This window comes from Lysobacter daejeonensis GH1-9 (assembly GCF_000768355.1).
GTDB classification, from domain to species: domain Bacteria; phylum Pseudomonadota; class Gammaproteobacteria; order Xanthomonadales; family Xanthomonadaceae; genus Aerolutibacter; species Aerolutibacter daejeonensis.
The window spans coordinates 58,053-77,574 of sequence record NZ_AVPU01000015.1; the positions used below are offsets into that span (position 1 = coordinate 58,053).

Sequence of the window (19,522 nt, forward strand, 5' to 3'; positions counted from 1 at the left end):
CGACCCCTTCTTCGGGTTGGTGGAACGCTGCAAACAGAAGCCCGCCTTTCGGCGGGCTTCTGCTTTTCCGGCGCCGTGACTAGGGAGCGGCGGCGTGGTGCCGGGCGCCGCAATTCGACGCGTTGGCGGCTTCGCGCCCCGCTCGATCACGCAGCCGGGGGTTGCTCGGCCGATGCCACCCGGTCGCGCCCCGCGATCTTGGCGGCGTACAACGCGCGATCGGCACGGCCCACCACGCCTGCGGCGGCCTCCTCGCGACCTGCTGCCGCCACGCCGATGCTGATCGTCACCGCGCGCCCCGGCCAGGCCTCTTCGTGGAAAGACTGCACGATGCGCTCGGCGACGCGGGTCGCCTCGTCCACACCGGTGTCCGGCAGCAGCACCCCGAATTCCTCACCACCGTAGCGGGCGGGCAGGTCACCCGGCCGCAGCGCGCAGCGCAGCAGGCCTGCCGAGCGGCGCAGCACTTCGTCGCCGGCGAGGTGGCCGTGGGCGTCGTTGTAGTCCTTGAACCGGTCCAGATCGAGCATCAGCAAGGAAAAACTGCGGTCATGCTCGCGCCGGCCATGCACCAGACCGGCGATGGCCTCATCGAACGCGCGGCGGTTGGGCAGGCCGGTCAGCGCGTCGGTGTGGCTCTCGCCGTGCAGCGCGACCACCTGCGCACGCTCGCCTTCCAGACGGTCCAGCAGCAGCGCCACCCACCAGATCAGCCAGGCCATCGCGCCGCCGCTGACCAGCGCCAACATCGACACCACGGTTGTCGTGGACCACGACAACCAATCACCCGCCACCCGCGCGAACAGGCCGAGCAGGCTGGGCAACAACAACGCCGGCAGCAACAGCCGGCGGGCCACCACGCCCCCCAGGCCGCGGGCATGCACCACCCGCATCAGGCCTTGTGGCGGTTGGCTGCCCAGCCATGCCAGCGCTCCGACCAGAAACAGCAGCGCGGTGTGGATCGCGACGGGGGTGAAGTCCGGCTGGGTTTCGCGCACGCTGGCCTGGTAGCCATAGGAGGCCAGCGCGAACATCGCGATCGCCAACACCAGGAAGGCCAGAACCTGCTGCAGTTGCCACCAAGGGCGCCGGTCGGGCAGCAGCCCCAACGATCCAAGTACCACGAAGCCGGTGGCGGTGACCGCCGACATACGGCCGGGGATCCGGTCCGTGGCCAGGGCCTCCGGATCGGGGTACCAGCCATCGCTGGCCAGCGTGAATCCCAGCACATAGGCGGCCAGGCTCATGGCACCCGCGCCCGCCACCAACCCCGACAGCAGCCGACCCAGCGCGGGCACGGGCAGCCGGCTGCCGCGATTGAGCAGCGCAAGGCCGGCGAGCAGGAAGGTCACCGCCGTCAGCGGCTTCATCGAGTTGGCCCCGGGAAGCACCGAACGCAACACCGCCACGTCGAACTGCCAGCCGAGCAACACCACCACCGCCACCAGCACCAGCACCATGCCCGCGCGGCAGACGAAGGCTTGCCCCAGCGACGGGGCCATGGGCTCGATTCTCGGCATGGCCAGCATCGGTCTGCGCGGTAGGCTCATTGACGCCCGATCATAGCGCCAGCAAGCGTCGGCGTTGTCGCCGCCGTACACTCGGAACGACGCGAGCACGGAGGTATACACGGGTGATCCCTGGCTGGTTGCTGCTGCTGGTATCGGTGGCCTATGTGGGCGTGCTGTTCACCGTGGCCTACTACGGCGACCAGCGCGAGACCACGCCGCGGGCCAAGTGGCTGCGGCCGGCGGTCTATTCGCTGGCGCTGGCGGTGTACTGCTCGTCGTGGACCTTCTACGGCGCGGTGGGCACCGCGGCGCGGACGGGGCTGGGCTTCCTGCCCATCTACCTGGGGCCGCTGCTGCTGCTGGTCTTCAGCTGGCGGATCCTGGAGCGGCTGGTGCTGATCTCCGGCGAGAACCGCATCGTGTCCATCGCCGACTTCCTGTCCTCGCGCTACGGCCGCGCGCCAGGGCTGGCGGCGCTGGTCGCGACGGTGGCATTGGTCGCCGCCATTCCGTATGTGGCGCTGCAGTTCAAGGCGGTGGCGATGAGCGTGCAGGTGCTGGCCGGCACGCCGGCCGATCCGGGCGTGCTGGGCGACCCCGCCTTCTACGTGGCGCTGCTGCTGGCGGTGTTCTCCATCCTCTTCGGCACCCGACAGATCGACGCCACCGAGCACCACCACGGCATGGTGCTGGCCGTGGCGCTGGAATCGCTGGTGAAGCTGCTGGCCTTCGTGGCGATCGGCGTGTTCGCGCTGACCCACCTGCCAGGCACCGGCGGCCTGTTCGAACGCATGTCCGACGCGGCGCGGGTGGTGGTGACACCCAACCTGCCGACCGGTTTTGCCGCGCAGACGCTGCTCGCCTTTGCCGCGATCCTGTGCCTGCCGCGCCAGTTCCACGTGGCGGTGGTGGAATGCCAGGACCCCAACGACGTGCGCGCGGCGCGCTGGTTGTTCGGCGGCTACCTGGTGCTGTTCTCGCTGCTGGTGGTGCCGATCACGCTGGCCGGGCAATCGGTGCTGGCGGGCACCGGCGTGTCGCCGGACACCTACGTACTGGCGTTGCCGCTGGCGCTCAACCAGGACGCGCTGGCGTTGATGGTGTACGTGGGCGGGTTCTCCGCGGCCACCGGCATGGTCATCGTGTCCAGCGTGGCGCTGGCGACCATGGTCAGCAACGACCTGGTGATGCCGGTCCTGCTGCGGACCAAGGCCCTGCGCCAGGGCCCGGGCATCGACCGCCAGGTGCTGTGGGTGCGGCGCATCACCATCCTCGCGCTGGCCATGCTGGCCTATGGCTACCACCGCGGCTCCACCGGCGAGAACACACTGGCCCAGCACGGCCTGCTGGCCTTCGCCGCGGTGGCCCAGTTCGCACCAGCGCTGATCGGTGGCTTGTACTGGCGCGGCGCCAGCCGCCCGGGTGCGCTGGCGGGCGTGCTGGCCGGCACGCTGGTATGGGCCTACACCCTGCTGCTGCCCGCGCTGGCGCAGGGCGGCTGGATCGATGGCGGTTGGATCAGTGACGGGCCGCTAGGCATCCGGTCGCTGCGGCCGGAACAGCTGTTCGGCCTGGAGGGCTGGGACCGGCTGACCCACGGCACGTTCTGGTCGCTGCTGTTCAATGTCGCGGCATTCGTCTACGTGTCGGTGCGCAAGCGCCCGCGCCTGCAGGACCAACTGGCGGCCGCGCCGTTCCTCGATCCGTATGTGCAGCGCCCCGCACTGGGCCCGGGTGGCTGGGCCGGCAGCGTGCGCAGCGGCGAGCTGCTCGCGCTGGCCGAACGCATCGTCGGCGAACGCCATGCACGGCGCTCGTTCGAGGACTACGCCGCGCAGCAGTATGACACCTGGAACCCCGAGCGCCCCGCCGACCGCGCGTTGGCGCAGTTCACCGAGCGCCTCCTCGCATCGGCCATCGGCGCGGCGTCCGCACGCCTCACGCTCACCACCGCATTGCGCGGTTCCGGCATGGAACTGGGCGAAGTGGTCGCGGTCCTGGACGAGGCCAACGAGGAGCTGCGCTTCAACCGGCAGGTGCTGTCGACCACGCTGGACAACATCAGCCAGGGCGTCAGCGTGGTCGACCGCGACATGCGCCTGGTGGCGTGGAACAGGCGCTACCAGGAACTGCTCGACTACCCCGACGGCATGCTCTACGTCGGCCGCCCGGTCGCCGACCTGATCCGCTGGAATGCAGAACGTGGCGAGTTGGGCCCCGGCCCGATCGAGGAGAAGGTGCGCCGGCGCATGGACCACATGCGCGCCGGCACTCCGCACATCTTCGAGCGCGTTCGCGCCAACGGGCAGGTGATCGAAATGCGCGGGCGACCGCTGCTCGGTGGCGGCTACGTCACCAGCTACAGCGACATCACCGACTACAAGCGCGCCGAACAGCAACTGCGCGAGGTCAACGAGACACTGGAGCAGCGCGTGGACCTGCGCACGCGCGAGGCCGAAGCGGCGCAGCAATCCAAGACCCGGTTCCTGGCCGCGGTAAGCCATGACGTGCTGCAACCGTTGAATGCCGCGCGACTGTTCACCAGCGCGCTGCGCGAAAGTCCCGACGGCACCGAGCAACAACACCTGGCCGAACGCATCGACGCCTCGCTGCGCGCCGCCGAGGACCTGCTCGATGGCTTGCTGGACATCTCGCGCCTGGATGCGGGCGTGCTCAAGCCGGAAATCACCGACTTCGACGCCGGCGAGTTGCTGCGCGAACTGGCAGCGCAGTACGCGCCCAGCGCCGCGGGCCGCGGACTGCAATTGCGCGTGCGTGCGCCGATGACGCCGCTACCGGTGCGCAGCGACCGCCGGCTGCTGCGTCGCGCGCTGCAGAACTTCCTCGCCAACGCGTTGCGCTACACCCGCGATGGCGGCGTGCTGATGACTGCGCGCCAACGCACCGCCGGCCGCATCGAGCTGCAGGTGTGGGACACTGGCCCCGGCATCTCCGCCCACCACCTCGAACAGATCTTCGACGAGTTCCAGCGCTTCGACCAACCCGGCGTGGGCGGCGAACGCGGGCTGGGACTTGGCCTGTCGATCTGCCAGCGCATCGCGCGCACGCTCGACCACCCATTGTCGGTGCGCTCGCGGGTGGGCATGGGCAGCGTGTTCACCATCACCGTGCCGCCGGCGCCCACGTTGCAGGCGCCCAAGCCGGCGCCGCCCGAGAGCAACGTCATCGCCGACTCGCTGGCCGGGCTGCGCGTGCTGTGCGTGGACAACGACCGCGAGATCCTCGACGGCATGCGCACGCTGCTGGAACGCTGGCACGTCACCGTGCTGACCGCGGCCAGCGCCGACGATGCGATGGCACTGCTGAAGGACCTGCCGCACGTGCTGCTGGTGGACTACCACCTGCACGACCGGCTGGACGGCCTGGGCGTGATCGACGCGCTGCGCGAGAGCTTGGGAGCGCCACTGCCGGCGGCGCTGGTGACGGGCGACGGCAGCGACGCGGTCAAGCTGGCCGCGCGCGAGCGCGGGTGCCCGGTGCTGACCAAGCCGCTGAAGCCGGCGTCGTTGCGCGCGTTCCTTGCGGCGCAGCGGCAGATGACCGGAACGGGTGCCGGCTGACGCGCCGGCACCGGGCCCCGACGGTTAGCTGCGCACCAACTCGAGAACCGTTGCCGGCCCCACCCCGCCTTCGCCGTAGGCGCGGACGCGATCGCGACCGCCGGCCTTGGCCTGGTACATAGCCGCGTCGGCATGGGCAAACATCGACTCGAAGGCGTAGCCCGAACGCGCCGACGTGGTGCAACCGAAGCTGGCGGTGACCGGGCGGCCGATCACCGACGTGTCGATGGCCGCCAGGTGCTCGCTGCAGCGCTGGGCGATGCGCCGCGCCGCCTCCATGTCGCTGCCGCAGGACAGGATGGCGAATTCCTCGCCGCCCAGCCTGCCGCATACGTCGCCTTCGCGGCACGCGGCCTGGATCGCCACCGCCACCTGCTGCAGCACCCAGTCGCCCACGGCATGGCCGTGACGATCGTTGATGTGCTTGAAGTGGTCCAGGTCCAGCAGCACCAGTGAGGACTCGCGGCCGGCGCCGGCGCAGCGTTGCAGCAGCGCCTCGGCGTTATGCCGGAAGTGGCGGCGGTTGCTGAGGCCGGTCAGCCCATCCATTTCGGCTTGGCGACGGAACATCATCTGCACCCGCTTGATCTTGTAGGCCCAGTACCCGATGGCAGCCAGGACCATCACCAACAGCGCCAAGAGCAACTGGGTATTGCGCGCTGACGCCTGCGAGACTTCCTGCTGCAATTTCAGCACCTCGTTCTGCTTCTGCAGCAGTTCGATGGCTTGGTTCTTCTGCTGCAACTCTTGTCGACTCAGCTGGAAAGCGAACTCGCGAGCTTTGATTTCATCCAGCCGCGCCTTGTCTGCTTCTGCGTATCGACGGTATTGCTCCAAGGCCGCTGAAACATCACCGTTGCGCAACGCCGCCTCATACAACACCTTATGCGCGGTAACCAACGGGAGCGAGAAGTTGCCATCCCCGCCTTTTGCGAGAGCAGCGCGCGCATGCGCCTCGGCGGTTGATATGTCTCCCTGAATAAGCCGGTACTCGGCTAGCAGCCCGTGCATCTCGCCGATCAGGCGTGGGTAGCCTGTGGCTTCGACTTCTGACAAATTCTGCTCCAGTAGCGCGACTGCCTCTGTGATCTTGCCTTGTGTCGCAAGGTGTCGCGCATAGTTCCCGCGCAGCAGGTTGGCGGCAATCACATCCTTTTGCGAGGAGCAATCGGCAATGGCCTCCTTGACTTCTAAATCATCCTTTGCCCAACTCCCCAAACCATAAAGGGCCTCTACCCTCAAGTGGCGCGCCACACAACGATTCTTTGCCGTTGGTTCACGGGCCATTACCCGTTCTGCGTAATGCTGCCCCAGCGAATATTGGCCCAACTGGTTGTACAGAACTGACGCAACCAGAAAACCGTCGTTCCTATTCGCCGCGTCTATCTGACCGTCGTCCAGGTCGAGCGCCTCCGACAGGTAGCGCAGGCCAAGTGAATAATCACGAGTTATCGCTGCGTTATTGGCCAACAGGATCCCGGCCCGGAATTTCAGGTTCGGCTCAGTGACCTGCTTGAACAGGATCGCAGCATCTTTGATAGCCAGGTCATACCGGCCCCGATAGCTGTGCTGGTAGGCCTGGAGCAGACGAAGATAATCCCGCTGCGCGGGTTTCAAGTCGGCCTCCAAGGAAGCGACACGGTCCAGAAGACTGATGAATGCCTTTGGATCGTTGTTGCGCGTTTCATCAGCCTTCTGCAGGAGAGCGACCACCTCGCCTTGGCTCGCCGCGACGGCAGGTGCCGACGCGACGCCAATTCCGATGGACAGTCCGCCCAGCAAACTCAGGAGGGTGACAGGCTTCATCCAGGCAATCCTTGGCCGGAAAGGAATCGATTGATTAGGGCTCGCTGAGATGCATGCCGTCTCAGGCCGCTTGCACACTTTGCTCTTGGACATGCTCAGGTCCTTCTTGGCCACCATCATCCGGTTGCGATTCGTCATCCTTACCGCCCTCCTCCTCTTCGGGTGCCACGATGTACGCCAGCACCGTGGCACGCGCACCCAAGGCCTGACCAAGCGTGGCGAAGTCGCGCCGAAGCAACGCCTCCTTCGCTTCGGGGGCCACGTCCAGCCCCGCAACGGCCACAGCATAGTCAGCTTCATTCAGGACGCTGGCATCGCGGCCAAGGAATTCAAGAAACTGCACGACATTCGACATCGATAACTCCGTTGTGGTTGAACGTTGGATGGAAGGCTTTTCGGACAGCCGCGAATGACGTGCTGCTGCCATCACGTTGCGGCGTACCGCTCTTCGATCTCTTGGATGCGCGCCAGCAAGGCCTGGTCTCGCTCCATGGCACGGCTTGGCGGCACCACCAGCGTCGAGTGCATTCCCAGGTCCATAGCTGCCAAGTCACGCAACCGCACGGATTCCATGCGGGGCTGACCAATCGGAAGCGTGGCCGCCTCATAAACAATGACCTCGTGGTCGGCCGGGTAGTCCACCAGCAGGCGGTCAACCAGCAATTGGCGCAGTTCGGGCCCCGAGGCGAAGCGGCGATATGTGCGATCGCCAGCAAGGCCAACTTGCCACAGCACCAAGTACGCGGAGGGTTCGATGGTCCGCCGATAGAAGAGCAATTGACTCGCTTCGTAGTGCTGACAACCAACACCCCCCGGGTCGATGCCAAGGTCTGCATAAAGGCAATCCTCAGCAGATACCGCAGCCTCCATGTGCGCCGGGAATCCTTCCTGCCGCGCCCGCGCGATAGCCGCATGGGGCACCTGGGCAAAGACCCCCGGATGACCATAGAAAGCTCCGCACACGCCGCGCCCGCCACGCACTTCGACCAGCATAGCCTCGACCATCTCCCGATAGGTCTGGTGGCGGGACTTGCCTTCGGCGTAGTACGGCTGCAGGCTGCGCACGTCGTTGTGCATCTGCTGCACCCAAAGCTCGACGATGGGATCGGACACGGCAACGAACACCACATCGGCCTGTTCGATGTAGCTGCGTGTGCGTGGTCCGATGTGGGCCCCGAGCATCATTCCCAGGCCGACGCAGACGAGGCGGCCTGACGTCTCCCCTGCAGGCGTCCCCACGCGCTGCTCTCCCTTTGGGCAATCCGCAGACGATACCCTTCCCGCCAGAATTTGCAAAATCCGTCTCAGTTTCGGGCGCGGCGCATCCATGTTTCCCGTGGCAACTCCCAGCGGCATTGGCCGTGGGGCGCCCACTGCGGCGTCCGCACGAAGCCAAACCGGCCTAGCAGACGGTCGATAATCAGGGCGTGGTCATCGTCGGGCCGCTGCGCATACACGAGCTCCAACCCCATGCCGGCAAAGGCATGTGAAAGCACTGGTACGAAAGCCTCGCTGGAGATGCCCTGGCTCCACCACCCCTCGCGCAGCATCACGCCCAGTTCGGCACTGCCCCCCTTGCGCTGCAAGGCAACCAAGCCGATCGACGTCGTCGACGCCTTGTCCTCGACCGCCCAGTAGCGATGGCCGGGTCGGTCCTTTGTGTTGTGGTTGCACGCCAGCATGAACCCACGCGCGACGTCCTCAGCCGACAACGGCGTCAGGATGTGACGCATGACATGGGGATCGGTATAGAGATGGCAGAACAGCGCCTCGTCCCCGGCATCGAGCAGACGAAGGCGCAGACGCGATGTTTCCATTAGCGACCGCCTTGGGTCCTATTGCCACACTATCCTGCGCCGCGACTTAGAGCGCCGCCCGCTAGCCGCCTCAGTCCCCTTCCTCCGGCGGCGGCACGATCGCACTCGGATCCAGCGCCAAGCGCCCGGCAATCAGTACCGCCTGGGTGCGGTTGTTGGCGCCCAGCTTGCGCAGGATCGCGGTGACGTGGGCCTTGACCGTGGCTTCTGACACGCCCAGTTCGTAGCCGATCTGCTTGTTGAGCAGGCCACTGCCCAGCATCTGCAGCACGCGGAATTGCTGCGGGGTCAGGTCGCGCAGGCGCTGGGCTGCGTCGTGCTCGTCGGCGGCCGCGGCGGGCGCGCTCAGCGCAGACGCCGGCGCCCAGCGGTCGCCGTCCAGCACGGTGGCAATCGCCTGCCCCAGCGTGGCCGCATCGGCCGACTTGGGAATGAAACCGATCGCGCCGTGGTCCAACGCGCGGCGCATCACCGCCGGCTCCTCGCGCGCCGACACCACCACGATGGGCAACTGCGGGTACAGGGCGCGCAGGTGCACCAGAGCGCTGAAGCCCTGTGCGCCGGGCATGTTGAGGTCCAGCAGCAGCAGGTCGGCGTCCGGGTGGGCTTCGACCAGCGCGTACAGCGCGTCCACGCTGTCGGCCTCGTGCAGGTTGGCGCCGGGCAGCACGCGTGCCACCGCGCCGCGCAGCGCCTCGCGGAACAGGGGGTGGTCGTCGGCAATGAGCAGGGTGGCCATGGCCATACCTTACGGCACCCGACGTTCCTTCACGAGCGAGTCCACCACCGAGGGGTCGGCCAGGGTGCTGGTGTCGCCGAGCTGGTCCGGCGCGTTCTCGGCGATCTTGCGCAGGATGCGGCGCATGATCTTGCCCGAGCGGGTCTTCGGCAGGCCCGGCGCCCATTGCAGGTGGTCCGGCGTGGCGATGGGGCCGATCTCCTTGCGCACGTGGGCGATCAGTTCCTTGTGCAGCGACTCGCTGGCGGCCTCGCCGGCGTTGAGGGTGACGTAGGCGTAGATGCCCTGGCCCTTGAGGTCGTGCGGGAAGCCGACCACCGCGGCCTCGGCCACCTTGGGGTGGCTGACCAGCGCGCTCTCCACTTCAGCGGTGCCGATGCGGTGGCCGCTGACGTTGATCACGTCGTCCACGCGGCCGGTGATCCAGTAGTAGCCGTCTGCGTCGCGACGGCAGCCATCGCCGGTGAAGTAGGTGCCGGGGTAGGTGCGGAAGTAGGTGTCGATGAAGCGCTGGTGGTCGCCGTAGACGGTGCGCATCTGCCCCGGCCACGAGTCCAGCAGCACCAGGTTGCCCTCGGCTTCGCCATCCAGCACCTGGCCGCTGGCGTCGACCAGCGCGGGGACCACGCCGAAGAACGGCTTGGTCGCCGAACCGGGCTTGAGGTCGATCGCGCCCGCCAGCGGGCTGATCAGGATGCCGCCGGTCTCGGTCTGCCACCAGGTATCGACGATGGGGCAGCGGCCTTCGCCCACCACGTCGTAGTACCAGCGCCAGGCTTCAGGATTGATCGGCTCGCCGACGCTGCCCAGCAGGCGCAGGGATTTGCGCGAGGTCTTCTGCACCGGCTCCTCGCCTTCGCGCATCAATGCGCGGATGGCGGTGGGCGCGGTGTAGAAGATGGTGACCTGGTGCTTGTCGATCACCTGCCAGAAGCGCGAGTAATCGGGGTAGTTGGGCACACCCTCAAACACCAACGAGGTGGCGCCGTTGGCCAGCGGCCCGTACACGATGTAGCTGTGGCCGGTGACCCAGCCGACGTCGGCGGTGCACCAGTAGACGTCGTCCTCCTGCAGGTCGAACACCGCCTCGTGGGTGAAGCTGGCATAGACCAGGTAGCCGCCGGTGGTGTGCAGCACGCCCTTGGGCTTGCCGGTGCTGCCGGAGGTATAGAGGATGAAGAGCGGGTCCTCGGCGTTCATGCGCTCGGGCACGCACTCGGCCGGTTGGCTGTCGACCACCGCGTCGTACCAGCGGTCACGCGGCATCTGCATGTCCACCGCGCCGCCGGTGTGGCGCACCACCAGCACCGTCTCCACGCTGTTGGTGCCGGGCATCTTCAGCGCGGCGTCGACGTTGGCCTTGAGCGGCACTTTCTTGCCGCCACGCAGGCCTTCGTCGGCGGTGATGATCAGCTTGCTGCCGCAGTCGGCCACGCGGTCGGCGATGGAGTTGGCCGCAAAGCCACCGAACACCACCGAGTGGATGGCGCCGATACGCGCGCAGGCCAGCATCGCCACCACCGCCTCGGGGATCATCGGCAGGTAGATGGTGACGCGGTCGCCCTTGACCACGCCCAGGCCGCGCAACGCATTGGCCAGCCGGCACACGCGGGCGTGCAGGTCACGGTAGGTGATGTGCTGCGCGGGCTGGTCCGGCGAGTCCGGCTCGAAGATCAGCGCGGTCTTTTCGCCACGGTTGGCGAGGTGGCGGTCCAGGCAGTTGACGCTGGCATTGAGCTCACCATCGGCATACCAGTGGATGCGGAAATGGTTGAGGTCGTAGCTCACGTCCTTGATCTGCGTGGGCGCGCGCATCCAGTCCAGGCGATGGCCCACGCGGCCCCAGAACGCTTCGGGCTGCGCTACGGATTCGGCGTAGTCCTGTTCGTAGCGCTCGCGCGTGATGCGCGCCTTCGCGGCGAATTCGGGCTTGACCGGATACACGTTGGCGGATTGGTTCATGGCGCACTCCCAAGGTCGGTGGCACTAAGCGTTGGCAGGGCGCCGCAGTGACGACGCCGTGGGCCCAAGTGTGCCGCAAGCATTGCCTGCAACACGGGCGACAGCCGCTTAGACCATGGTCTTAAAGCCGCGCATTCAAGCAGGTTTCCTAGACCAATGGCGAATGGTTGTGCAGCGCGATAGCCACGCAGGCTGGCCGCCACCGTGCAGATCGCACGGCTGTCCTTGGGAGGGAACATGTCCAATCGCAGTAGTTCGCACGGCTTGTCGCCGACGCCCCGAAAGCGCGCGCTCGCCGCCGCGCTGGTGGTCGCAATGGGCCTGCCGGGCCTGGCTTTCGCGCAGAGCGCGAAGGAGCAGGCACTCGAAGCCCGCGTTGCCGAGCTGGAGAGGATGGTGCAGCAGCTGGTATCGCAGCAGCAGCAACAGCAGGGCCAGATCAGCGAGGTGCAGGCCGCGCAGACCGCGCCGGCAACTGCGCCGGCCGCGGCCAAGCCCGCGATCCAGTCCTCGCCGATCCTGACCGGCGCCAACCCCGGCACCCGCTTCAGTTACGGCGGTTTCATCAAACTCGATTCGTCCATCACCCGCACCACCGACGGCGACATCGCCGACGGCACGGTGGGACGCCTGTTCTACGTGCCCAAGACCATCCCGGTGGGCAATGGGCACACCAAGGAGTCCGGCACCGACACCGACATGGGTGTGGCGTTCTCCCGTTTCTGGCTGGGCGCGGACACCGAGCTGGACAGCGGCGACAAGCTCAAGTCGTACTTCGAGTTCGACTTGTTCGGCGGCGGCAGCACCGCCTTCACCGGCAACGAGGTCGCCACCAACACCTACGCGGTCACCCTGCGCCACGCCTACGTCAGCTGGAACCACTGGCTGGCCGGCCAGACCTGGTCCAACTTCCAGGATGCCGCGGCCCTGCCCGATACGGTCGACTTCCTCGGCCCGACGGAAGGCACGGTGTTCGTGCGCCAGGCCCAGGTGCGCTACACCAACGGCCCGTGGTCGTTCTCGGTGGAAAACCCGGAGACGGTGTACACGCCCTACCTGGGCAACATGGCGCAGGTGGCCGGCGACGACGGCGCGATGCCGGACGTCACCGCGCGCTACACGGCCAAGGGCGCCTGGGGTCACTTCGGCATCGCCGGCCTGGCACGCCAGCTCAAGTACCAGAACGGCCCGGCGGGCATCAGCAACAGCAGCACGGGCTACGGCATGAGCGTGTCGGGCAAGTTCAACGTCGGCAAGAGCGACGACTTCCGCTACATGGTCACCGGTGGCAGCGGCATCGGCCGCTACGTCGGCCTGGCCTTGAACAACGATGCGGTCCTCGACGCCACGGGCGAGCTGGAGAACATCGACCTGATCTCCGGCTTCGCCGGCTGGCGGCATGTGTTCAGCCCGAAGCTGCGCGGCAACGTGTTCTATTCGTTCGCCGAGTATGACAACCCCACCGACCTCACCGGCCTGGGTATCACCAAGTCGGCCGAGTCGGCGCACGTCAACCTGATCTACGCCCCGCTGCCGAAGTTGGAAGTGGGCGCCGAACTGATCTGGGGCAAGCGCGAACTCGAAAACGGTGACGCCGGCGAACTCAACCGCCTGCAGACCCACGTCAAGTACAGCTTCTGAGCGAGGACCAACGCATGTCCAGCATCACCGCATCCCATACGCCGACAGGCGAACTCACCCAGGGGCACAAGAAGGTCATCTTCGCCTCCAGCCTCGGCACCGTGTTCGAGTGGTATGACTTCTACCTGTATGGCTCGCTCGCTGCGATCATCGCCAAGCAGTTCTTCAGCGGCGTCAACGAGACCACCGGCTTCATCTTCGCGCTGCTGGCGTTCGCCGCCGGTTTCGCGGTCCGCCCCTTCGGCGCGCTGGTGTTCGGCCGCCTCGGCGACATGATCGGACGCAAGTACACGTTCCTGGTCACCATCGTGCTGATGGGCCTGTCGACCTTCCTGGTGGGCATCCTGCCCAACTACGCCAGCATCGGCATCGCGGCACCGGCCATCCTGATCGTGCTGCGATTGGCCCAAGGCCTGGCGCTGGGCGGCGAGTACGGCGGCGCGGCGACCTACGTCGCCGAGCACGCTCCGGATGGCAAGCGCGGCCTGTACACCAGCTTCATCCAGACCACGGCGACCATCGGCCTGCTGCTCTCGCTGATCGTCATCCTGGGCGTGCGTGAGTCGGTGGGCGTCGAGGCCTTCGAGGCCTGGGGCTGGCGCATCCCGTTCCTGGTGTCGATCGTGCTGCTGGGCGTGTCGGTGTGGATCCGCATGCAGCTGTCGGAGTCGCCGCTGTTCCAGCAGATGAAGAACGAGGGCAAGCTGTCCAAGGCGCCGCTGACCGAGAGCTTCTTCTCCAAGAACGGTCGCATCGTGCTGCTGGCCCTGCTTGGCGCCACTGCTGGCCAGGCCGTGGTCTGGTACGCGGGCCAGTTCTACGCGATGTACTTCCTCACCCAGTCGCTGAAGGTCGACAGCACCACCACCTGGCTGCTGATCGGTGGCGCGTTGGTCATCGGCACGCCGTTCTTCGTTTTCTTCGGCTGGCTGTCGGACAAGATCGGCCGCAAGAAGATCGTGATGGCCGGCTGCCTGATCGCCGCACTGACCTACTTCCCGCTGTTCAAGGCCCTGACCCAGTACGCCAACCCGGCCATCCAGGAAGCCAGCATCAGCGCCCCGGCCAAGGTGGTCGCCGACCCGAACACCTGCTCGTTCCAGTTCGACCCGATCGGCAAGAAGGTGTTCAACAGCTCGTGCGACATCGCCACCTCGGCGTTGGCCAAGGCCGGTGTGCCGTACACGGTCGAAGCGGCTCCGGCGGGCAGCGTCGCCAAGGTGATGGTCGGCTCGGTCGAGACGGCCAGCTACGAAGGTGCGGGCCTGGACAAGGCGGCCGCGAAGGCCGCGGCGGACAAGTTCCTCGGCGAGCTCAAGCCCGTGCTGACCCAGGCCGGCTATCCGGAGAAGGCGGACCCGGCGCGCATCAACAAGCCGATGGTGTTGCTGATCCTGACCGTCCTGGTGATCTACGTGACCATGGTCTACGGCCCGATCGCGGCGTGGTTGGTGGAGCTGTTCCCGACCCGCATCCGCTACACCTCGATGTCGCTGCCGTACCACATCGGCAACGGCTGGTTCGGCGGATTCCTGCCCACCATCGCCTTCGCCCTGGTGGCGGCCACCGGCAACATCTATTACGGCCTGTGGTATCCGATCGTGATCGCGGTGATGACCTTCGTGATCGGCTCGCTGTTCCTGCGCGAGACCAAGGACGTGGACATCCGCGACTGATTACCCCCGTCGTGTGCTGCAAGGACGACGCCGGCCTCGTGCCGGCGTTGTTCTTTTGCGGCATCCGCACGGGGAATCTACTGCGGCGGTGCCGCCAGCTCGCGCGCGTCCAGCACGCCGTCACGGTTGGTGTCCTGGCGCTGGAAGGCGTCGGCAAGGCGCTGCCGGTGTTCGACCAGGCTGATCTCGCGGCCACGGCCGCCGGGCAGTTCGTCCGGCGTCAGGCGGTCGTCGCGGTTGCGGTCCATCTGCTCGAAGGCATAGCCCATCCATGCCTGGTATTCGTCCAGCGATACACGGCCATTGCCGTCGGTGTCCATGCGCGCCAGGTAATCGCCCGCGGCGGTCACCTGGGCCGCGGCCGTCCCGGTCCCCGCCAGCAGCACCCCGGCCAGCACCAGGCCATCCCGCACCGCACGCCCCACCCGGCGCGATGCGCCCAAGGTGAACAACGCATGGCGGGAAACCGGCATCGGGTACTCCGGACGGGGATAACGGGCGACGATCATGCCATCGCCCTGCCCACAGGCGCATGAACAGCCACCCACCGCGCCGACACACAGCCCTGCGTCCGCCGGCCTGCGTGGAGCGGAACACGCGAGACACCCGGTAAGCTTTTGCCATGCCCGAGTTGCCAGAAGTCGAAACCACGCGCCGCGGCCTGGCGCCCCACGTCGAAGGCCGGCGCGTCACCGGCGTGGTGCTGCGCCGCCCTGACCTGCGCTGGCCCATCCCTTACGACATCGTCGAGACACTCCCGGGCCAACGCATCGAACAGGTGCGCCGACGCGCCAAGTACCTGCTGCTGGACACCGCCGCCGGCAGCGCGCTGCTGCACTTGGGCATGTCCGGCAGCCTGCGCGTGCTGCCCGCCGACACCCCGCTGCGTGCCCACGACCACGTCGACCTGGCGCTGGACTCCGGCCAGGTGCTGCGCTTCAACGACCCGCGCCGCTTCGGCTGTCTGCTGTGGCAACCTGCCGGCCAAATGCACGAGTTGCTGCGCGATCTCGGCCCCGAACCGCTATCGGATGCCTTCGACGGCGACTACCTGTTCGCCCGCAGCCGCAAGCGCGCGGCACCGGTGAAGACCTTCCTGATGGACCAGAAGGTGGTGGTGGGCGTGGGCAACATCTACGCGGCCGAAGCGCTGTTCGCCGCCGGCATCTCGCCCCTGCGCGAGGCCGGCAAGGTCTCGCGCGAGCGCTACGCTGCGCTGGCCGACGCGGTGAAGGCCATCCTGGGCCACGCCATCGCCCGAGGCGGCACCACGTTGCGCGACTTCATCAGCCCGGATGGCGCACCGGGCTATTTCGAGCAGGAACTCTCCGCGTACGGGCGCGGCGGCGAGCCGTGTCCGCGCTGCGGCCGCCCGCTGAAGCAGGCCAGCATTGGCCAGCGGGCCAGCGTGTGGTGCGGCCACTGCCAGCGCTGAGGCGGCTGCGCCAGGACGCGACGGGCATGGCGGGCCACGCCCCTCCCCATGGCGACATGCGCTTGCGGGCGCGCACGCGCTTACGCAATTTCGGTGCCAACCGCGGGCATTGCCCCGAACACGTGACAGCGGGACTCGACGCGCTATAGTCTCGTCTCACAAGCCTCGGGGGAGGATTGGATGTCCGATACCGCCGAAATCACGGTGTTGCTGGATGCAGCGCGCGACGGCGACCGCGGCGCGCTGGATCGCGTGCTCGCCACGCTCTACCAGGAACTCCACACCATGGCCCGGCGCCAGCTCGCCGGCCAGCACGGTCACACGCTCGACGCCACGGCGCTGGTGCATGAGGCCTACCTCAAACTGATCGGCCGCCGCGAGGCGCAGTTCGACGACCGCGGCCACTTCTTCGCCTACGCGGCCTCGGCCATGCGCAGCGTGGTGGTTGACTATGCTCGCCAGCGCCTGGCGCAGAAGCGCGGCGGCGACCTGCACCGCGTCACCGACCTGCCCGATGACATCTCCGGCGGTCTGCGCCTGGACGAGGAAACGCTGGGGCTGGACACCGCGCTGAACCGCCTGGGCGCGGTCGATCCACGCCTGGCGCAGGTGGTGGAGCTGCGCTACTTCGGCGGCTTGTCCGAGCTGGAGATCGCCGCCCTGCTGCAACGCTCCGAGCGCAGCATCCGCCGCGACTGGCAGAAGGCCCGGATGTTCCTGCTCGCGTCGCTGCGCGAGACCTGACGGGGCGGCCCGATGGACCCCGAGCGCTGGCAACGGCTTTCACCGCTGCTCGACGCGCTGCTGGAGCTTGAGCCCGACGCCCGCGCGCAGCGGCTGGACGCGATGCGCGACGAAGACGCCGTGCTGGCGGACGAGCTCGGCACGCTGATCGCACTGGACCAGTCGCACGTGGACTTCCTGGCCGAGCCGGCGATCAGCATTCCCGCCGGGCCACTCCCGGGCGCGGTGATCGGGCCCTACCGCCTCGAGCGCCTGCTGGGCGAAGGCGGCATGGGCCAGGTGTGGCTCGCCGGGCGCGCCGATGGCCTGTACCAGCGCCGTGTCGCGCTGAAGCTGCTGCGGCCGGGTCTGGCCGACACCAACCTGCGCGTGCGCTTCACCCGCGAACGCGAGATCCTCGCGCGCCTCACCCACCCGCACATCGCACGCCTGCTCGACGCCGGCGTCAGCCAGGACAACCTGCCCTACCTCGCGCTGGAGTACGTGGATGGCGTGCCCATCACCGACTGGTGCCGGGACCACCACACGCCGCTGGAGCTGCGGCTGCAGATGTTCCACCAGATCTGCGACGCGGTCAGCCATGCCCACGCCAACCTGATCGTCCACCGCGACCTCAAGCCCTCCAACATCCTGGTCACCCCCGCAGGCGACGTGCGCCTGCTCGATTTCGGCATCGCCAAGCTGCTGGACCGGGAAGCGCCGGTGGTGGAGCGCACCCGCACCGGTGCGCGCGCCTTCACCTTGCATTACGCCGCGCCCGAACAGGTGCGCGGCGAACCGGTCAGTACCATGACCGACGTGTATTCGCTGGGCGTGGTGCTGTACGAGCTGCTCACCGACAGCAAGCCGTACCGGCCCACGCGCAAGAGCGATGCGGCGTGGGAGGAAGCGATCCTCACCGCCGATCCGCTGCGGCCTTCGCAGACGCTGCAGCGCGCGGCCGAGCGCCATCCCGACGACGCGCACGGCCTGCGCCGCCAGGCCAGGCTGCTGGCCGGCGACCTCGACAACATCGTGCTGAAGGCCCTGGCCAAGCAGCCCGAACAGCGCTACGCCTCGGTCGACGCGCTGGCGCAGGACCTGCGTCGCCACGAAATGGGCCGGCCGGTGCTCGCCCGGCCGGACAGCGTCGGCTACCGGCTGCGCAAGTACCTCCGCCGCCATCGCTGGGCACTGGCCAGCGGCTCGCTGGTGACCCTGGTGCTGATCACCGCGCTCGGGCTGGTGGCATGGCAGGCGCGGGAGGCGGTGCGCGAGGCCAGCCGCGCCCAGGCCATCCAGGACTTCATGCTCGGCGTGTTCGAAAACGCCGGCGTCAGCCGCAGCGGGCAGCCGCTGGACCTGCGCGGACTGCTGGACGCGTCGCTGGAGCGCGGCCAGCGCGAGCTGGCGCGGCAGCCGCGCGCGCGTGCCGAGCTGATCGGACTGGTCGCCAGGCTGCGCATCGGCCTCGGTGACTACACCGAAGCCCGCGCGCTGCTGGAACGGCAGGCGATCATCCTCGACGCCGGCGGCGACTTCCCGGACAGCCTGCGGCTCGAGTCGATCACCCAGCGCGGCCGGGTGCTGCGGCTGATGGACGAGCCACGCGCCTGCATCGACCTGATGCAGCCGGCACTGGCCGGCGCGCGACGGCAGCAGGCGCAACTGCCGCCACAGGTGGCGGAGTTCTATTCGCAACTGGGCCGCTGCCGCCGCGCCAACGGCGAGCGCCAGAGCGCGCGGCAGTTGTTCGAACGTGCGTTGGCCCTGCGGCGCGACGGTGCCGGCGACCGCATCGGCGTGGTCGCCAACCTGATGGACCTGGCCAACCTGCACGCGGACGAGGGCGACACCCGCACCGCGCTGCGGCAGCTGGAGACCGCACGCACGCAACTGCGCGCCGAGGCCGGCCCGCGCCACCCGTTGCTGGTGGAGATCGGCCGCAGCGTGGGCAGCCTGCACCGCGCCGCCGGCAACCTCGGCGCGGCCGAGCGCGAGGTCTCCGAGGCACTGGCGATCAGCATCGAGGTCAACGGCGAGGAGCACCCGACCAGCATCGCCGCGCACCGGCAACTGGCATACCTGCAGATGGACAGCGGGCACTTCCGGCAGGCGCGCGAGGCGCTCGATACGGTTACGCGCCAGCTGACTTGGCGGCTGGGCCCGAATCATCCGGATACGATCCGCAACACGGTGCAACGCGGGCAAGCCGAGTGGGAGCTGGGCGATGCCGACCGCGCCTTGGCCTCGTTGCGGCAGGCCGCCGCAGCCGCCCGCAGCGCGGGCGATCCAACCTTGCGCGCCGACGTGATGCTCGCCCAAGGCAAGGTGCTGCGACAGTCAGGGCGCGCCGCGGAAGCGCTGCCGTTGCTAAGGGAAGCGATCCGGCTGCGCCAGGAACGGGAGGGCGAGGGCCACCAAGCGGTGGGTGAGGCCTTGCTCGAGCTGGGGCTGGCGGAGCAGGCGCTCGGCGATGTCGCGGCGGCGGAACCCTCCCTGCGCAACGCCAGTCTGGTCCTGCGGCGTGCGCTGGGGGCGCGCCACCCCGAGGCGCGGACGGCCGCCGCGGCCTGGGCCCGTCTGCGTGCACAAGGCACCGATGCAGGCGCGCGACGCGAACTGGAGGCG

At 68.0% G+C, this 19,522-nt stretch carries 14 protein-coding genes; 6 read left to right on the forward strand and 8 right to left on the reverse strand.

Going from position 1 to position 19,522, the window contains the following annotated elements:
- Positions 1–146: 146 nt before the first annotated feature.
- Positions 147–1,502 (reverse strand): GGDEF domain-containing protein, encoded by a 1,356-nt coding sequence (locus N800_RS09675; protein WP_036137647.1) that lies wholly within the window; start codon positions 1,500–1,502, stop codon positions 147–149.
- 131 nt (positions 1,503–1,633) lie between these two features.
- Between N800_RS09675 and N800_RS09680 the strand changes: the two genes are divergently transcribed.
- Positions 1,634–5,092: a hybrid sensor histidine kinase/response regulator gene (locus N800_RS09680; protein ID WP_036137649.1), complete on the forward strand. Its 3,459-nt coding sequence runs from the start codon at positions 1,634–1,636 to the stop codon at positions 5,090–5,092.
- 24 nt (positions 5,093–5,116) lie between these two features.
- Here N800_RS09680 and N800_RS15635 read toward each other — a convergent pair whose 3' ends face one another.
- From N800_RS15635 to acs, 6 genes are all read right to left on the reverse strand, one after another.
- Positions 5,117–6,898 (reverse strand): diguanylate cyclase, encoded by a 1,782-nt coding sequence (locus N800_RS15635; RefSeq protein ID WP_198032513.1) that lies wholly within the window; start codon positions 6,896–6,898, stop codon positions 5,117–5,119.
- 61 nt (positions 6,899–6,959) lie between these two features.
- A complete protein-coding gene (locus N800_RS16105) occupies positions 6,960–7,253 on the reverse strand; it encodes a hypothetical protein (protein WP_198032514.1) in 294 nt (97 codons plus the stop codon).
- Positions 7,254–7,324: 71 nt separating this feature from the next.
- Positions 7,325–8,227, reverse strand: coding sequence for an SAM-dependent methyltransferase (locus tag N800_RS09700; RefSeq protein WP_084087453.1), 903 nt, complete (start codon positions 8,225–8,227; stop codon positions 7,325–7,327).
- Positions 8,203–8,715, reverse strand: coding sequence for a GNAT family N-acetyltransferase (locus N800_RS09705; RefSeq protein ID WP_036137659.1), 513 nt, complete (start codon positions 8,713–8,715; stop codon positions 8,203–8,205). The genes N800_RS09700 and N800_RS09705 overlap by 25 nt, the downstream gene beginning before the upstream one ends.
- A 70-nt stretch (positions 8,716–8,785) precedes the next feature.
- Positions 8,786–9,454: a response regulator transcription factor gene (locus tag N800_RS09710; RefSeq protein ID WP_036137713.1), complete on the reverse strand. Its 669-nt coding sequence runs from the start codon at positions 9,452–9,454 to the stop codon at positions 8,786–8,788.
- Between the two features lie 9 nt (positions 9,455–9,463).
- Positions 9,464–11,416: an acetate--CoA ligase gene (gene acs / locus N800_RS09715; RefSeq protein WP_036137662.1), complete on the reverse strand. Its 1,953-nt coding sequence runs from the start codon at positions 11,414–11,416 to the stop codon at positions 9,464–9,466.
- A 237-nt stretch (positions 11,417–11,653) separates the two neighbouring features.
- Between acs and N800_RS09720 the strand changes: the two genes are divergently transcribed.
- Together N800_RS09720 and N800_RS09725 are read left to right on the forward strand one after the other, a co-directional pair.
- Positions 11,654–13,057: a DcaP family trimeric outer membrane transporter gene (locus N800_RS09720; RefSeq protein ID WP_036137664.1), complete on the forward strand. Its 1,404-nt coding sequence runs from the start codon at positions 11,654–11,656 to the stop codon at positions 13,055–13,057.
- Between the two features lie 14 nt (positions 13,058–13,071).
- Complete coding sequence (locus N800_RS09725; protein ID WP_036137666.1) at positions 13,072–14,733, forward strand: MFS transporter; 1,662 nt, start codon at positions 13,072–13,074, stop codon at positions 14,731–14,733.
- Between the two features lie 77 nt (positions 14,734–14,810).
- Here the strand turns inward: N800_RS09725 and N800_RS09730 are convergent, their stop codons facing one another.
- On the reverse strand, positions 14,811–15,146 hold the full coding sequence (locus N800_RS09730; protein ID WP_036137715.1) for an EF-hand domain-containing protein: 336 nt from the start codon (positions 15,144–15,146) through the stop codon (positions 14,811–14,813).
- Positions 15,147–15,355: 209 nt separating this feature from the next.
- Between N800_RS09730 and mutM the strand changes: the two genes are divergently transcribed.
- From mutM to N800_RS09745, 3 genes are all read left to right on the forward strand, one after another.
- Positions 15,356–16,168, forward strand: a complete 813-nt coding sequence (gene mutM / locus N800_RS09735; RefSeq protein ID WP_036137669.1) for a bifunctional DNA-formamidopyrimidine glycosylase/DNA-(apurinic or apyrimidinic site) lyase — start codon at positions 15,356–15,358, stop codon at positions 16,166–16,168.
- Between the two features lie 180 nt (positions 16,169–16,348).
- Positions 16,349–16,912: an ECF-type sigma factor gene (locus N800_RS09740; RefSeq protein WP_036137671.1), complete on the forward strand. Its 564-nt coding sequence runs from the start codon at positions 16,349–16,351 to the stop codon at positions 16,910–16,912.
- A gap of 12 nt (positions 16,913–16,924) precedes the next feature.
- Positions 16,925–19,522: serine/threonine-protein kinase (locus tag N800_RS09745; protein WP_036137676.1), on the forward strand; the 2,598-nt coding region annotated here is incomplete at its 3' end.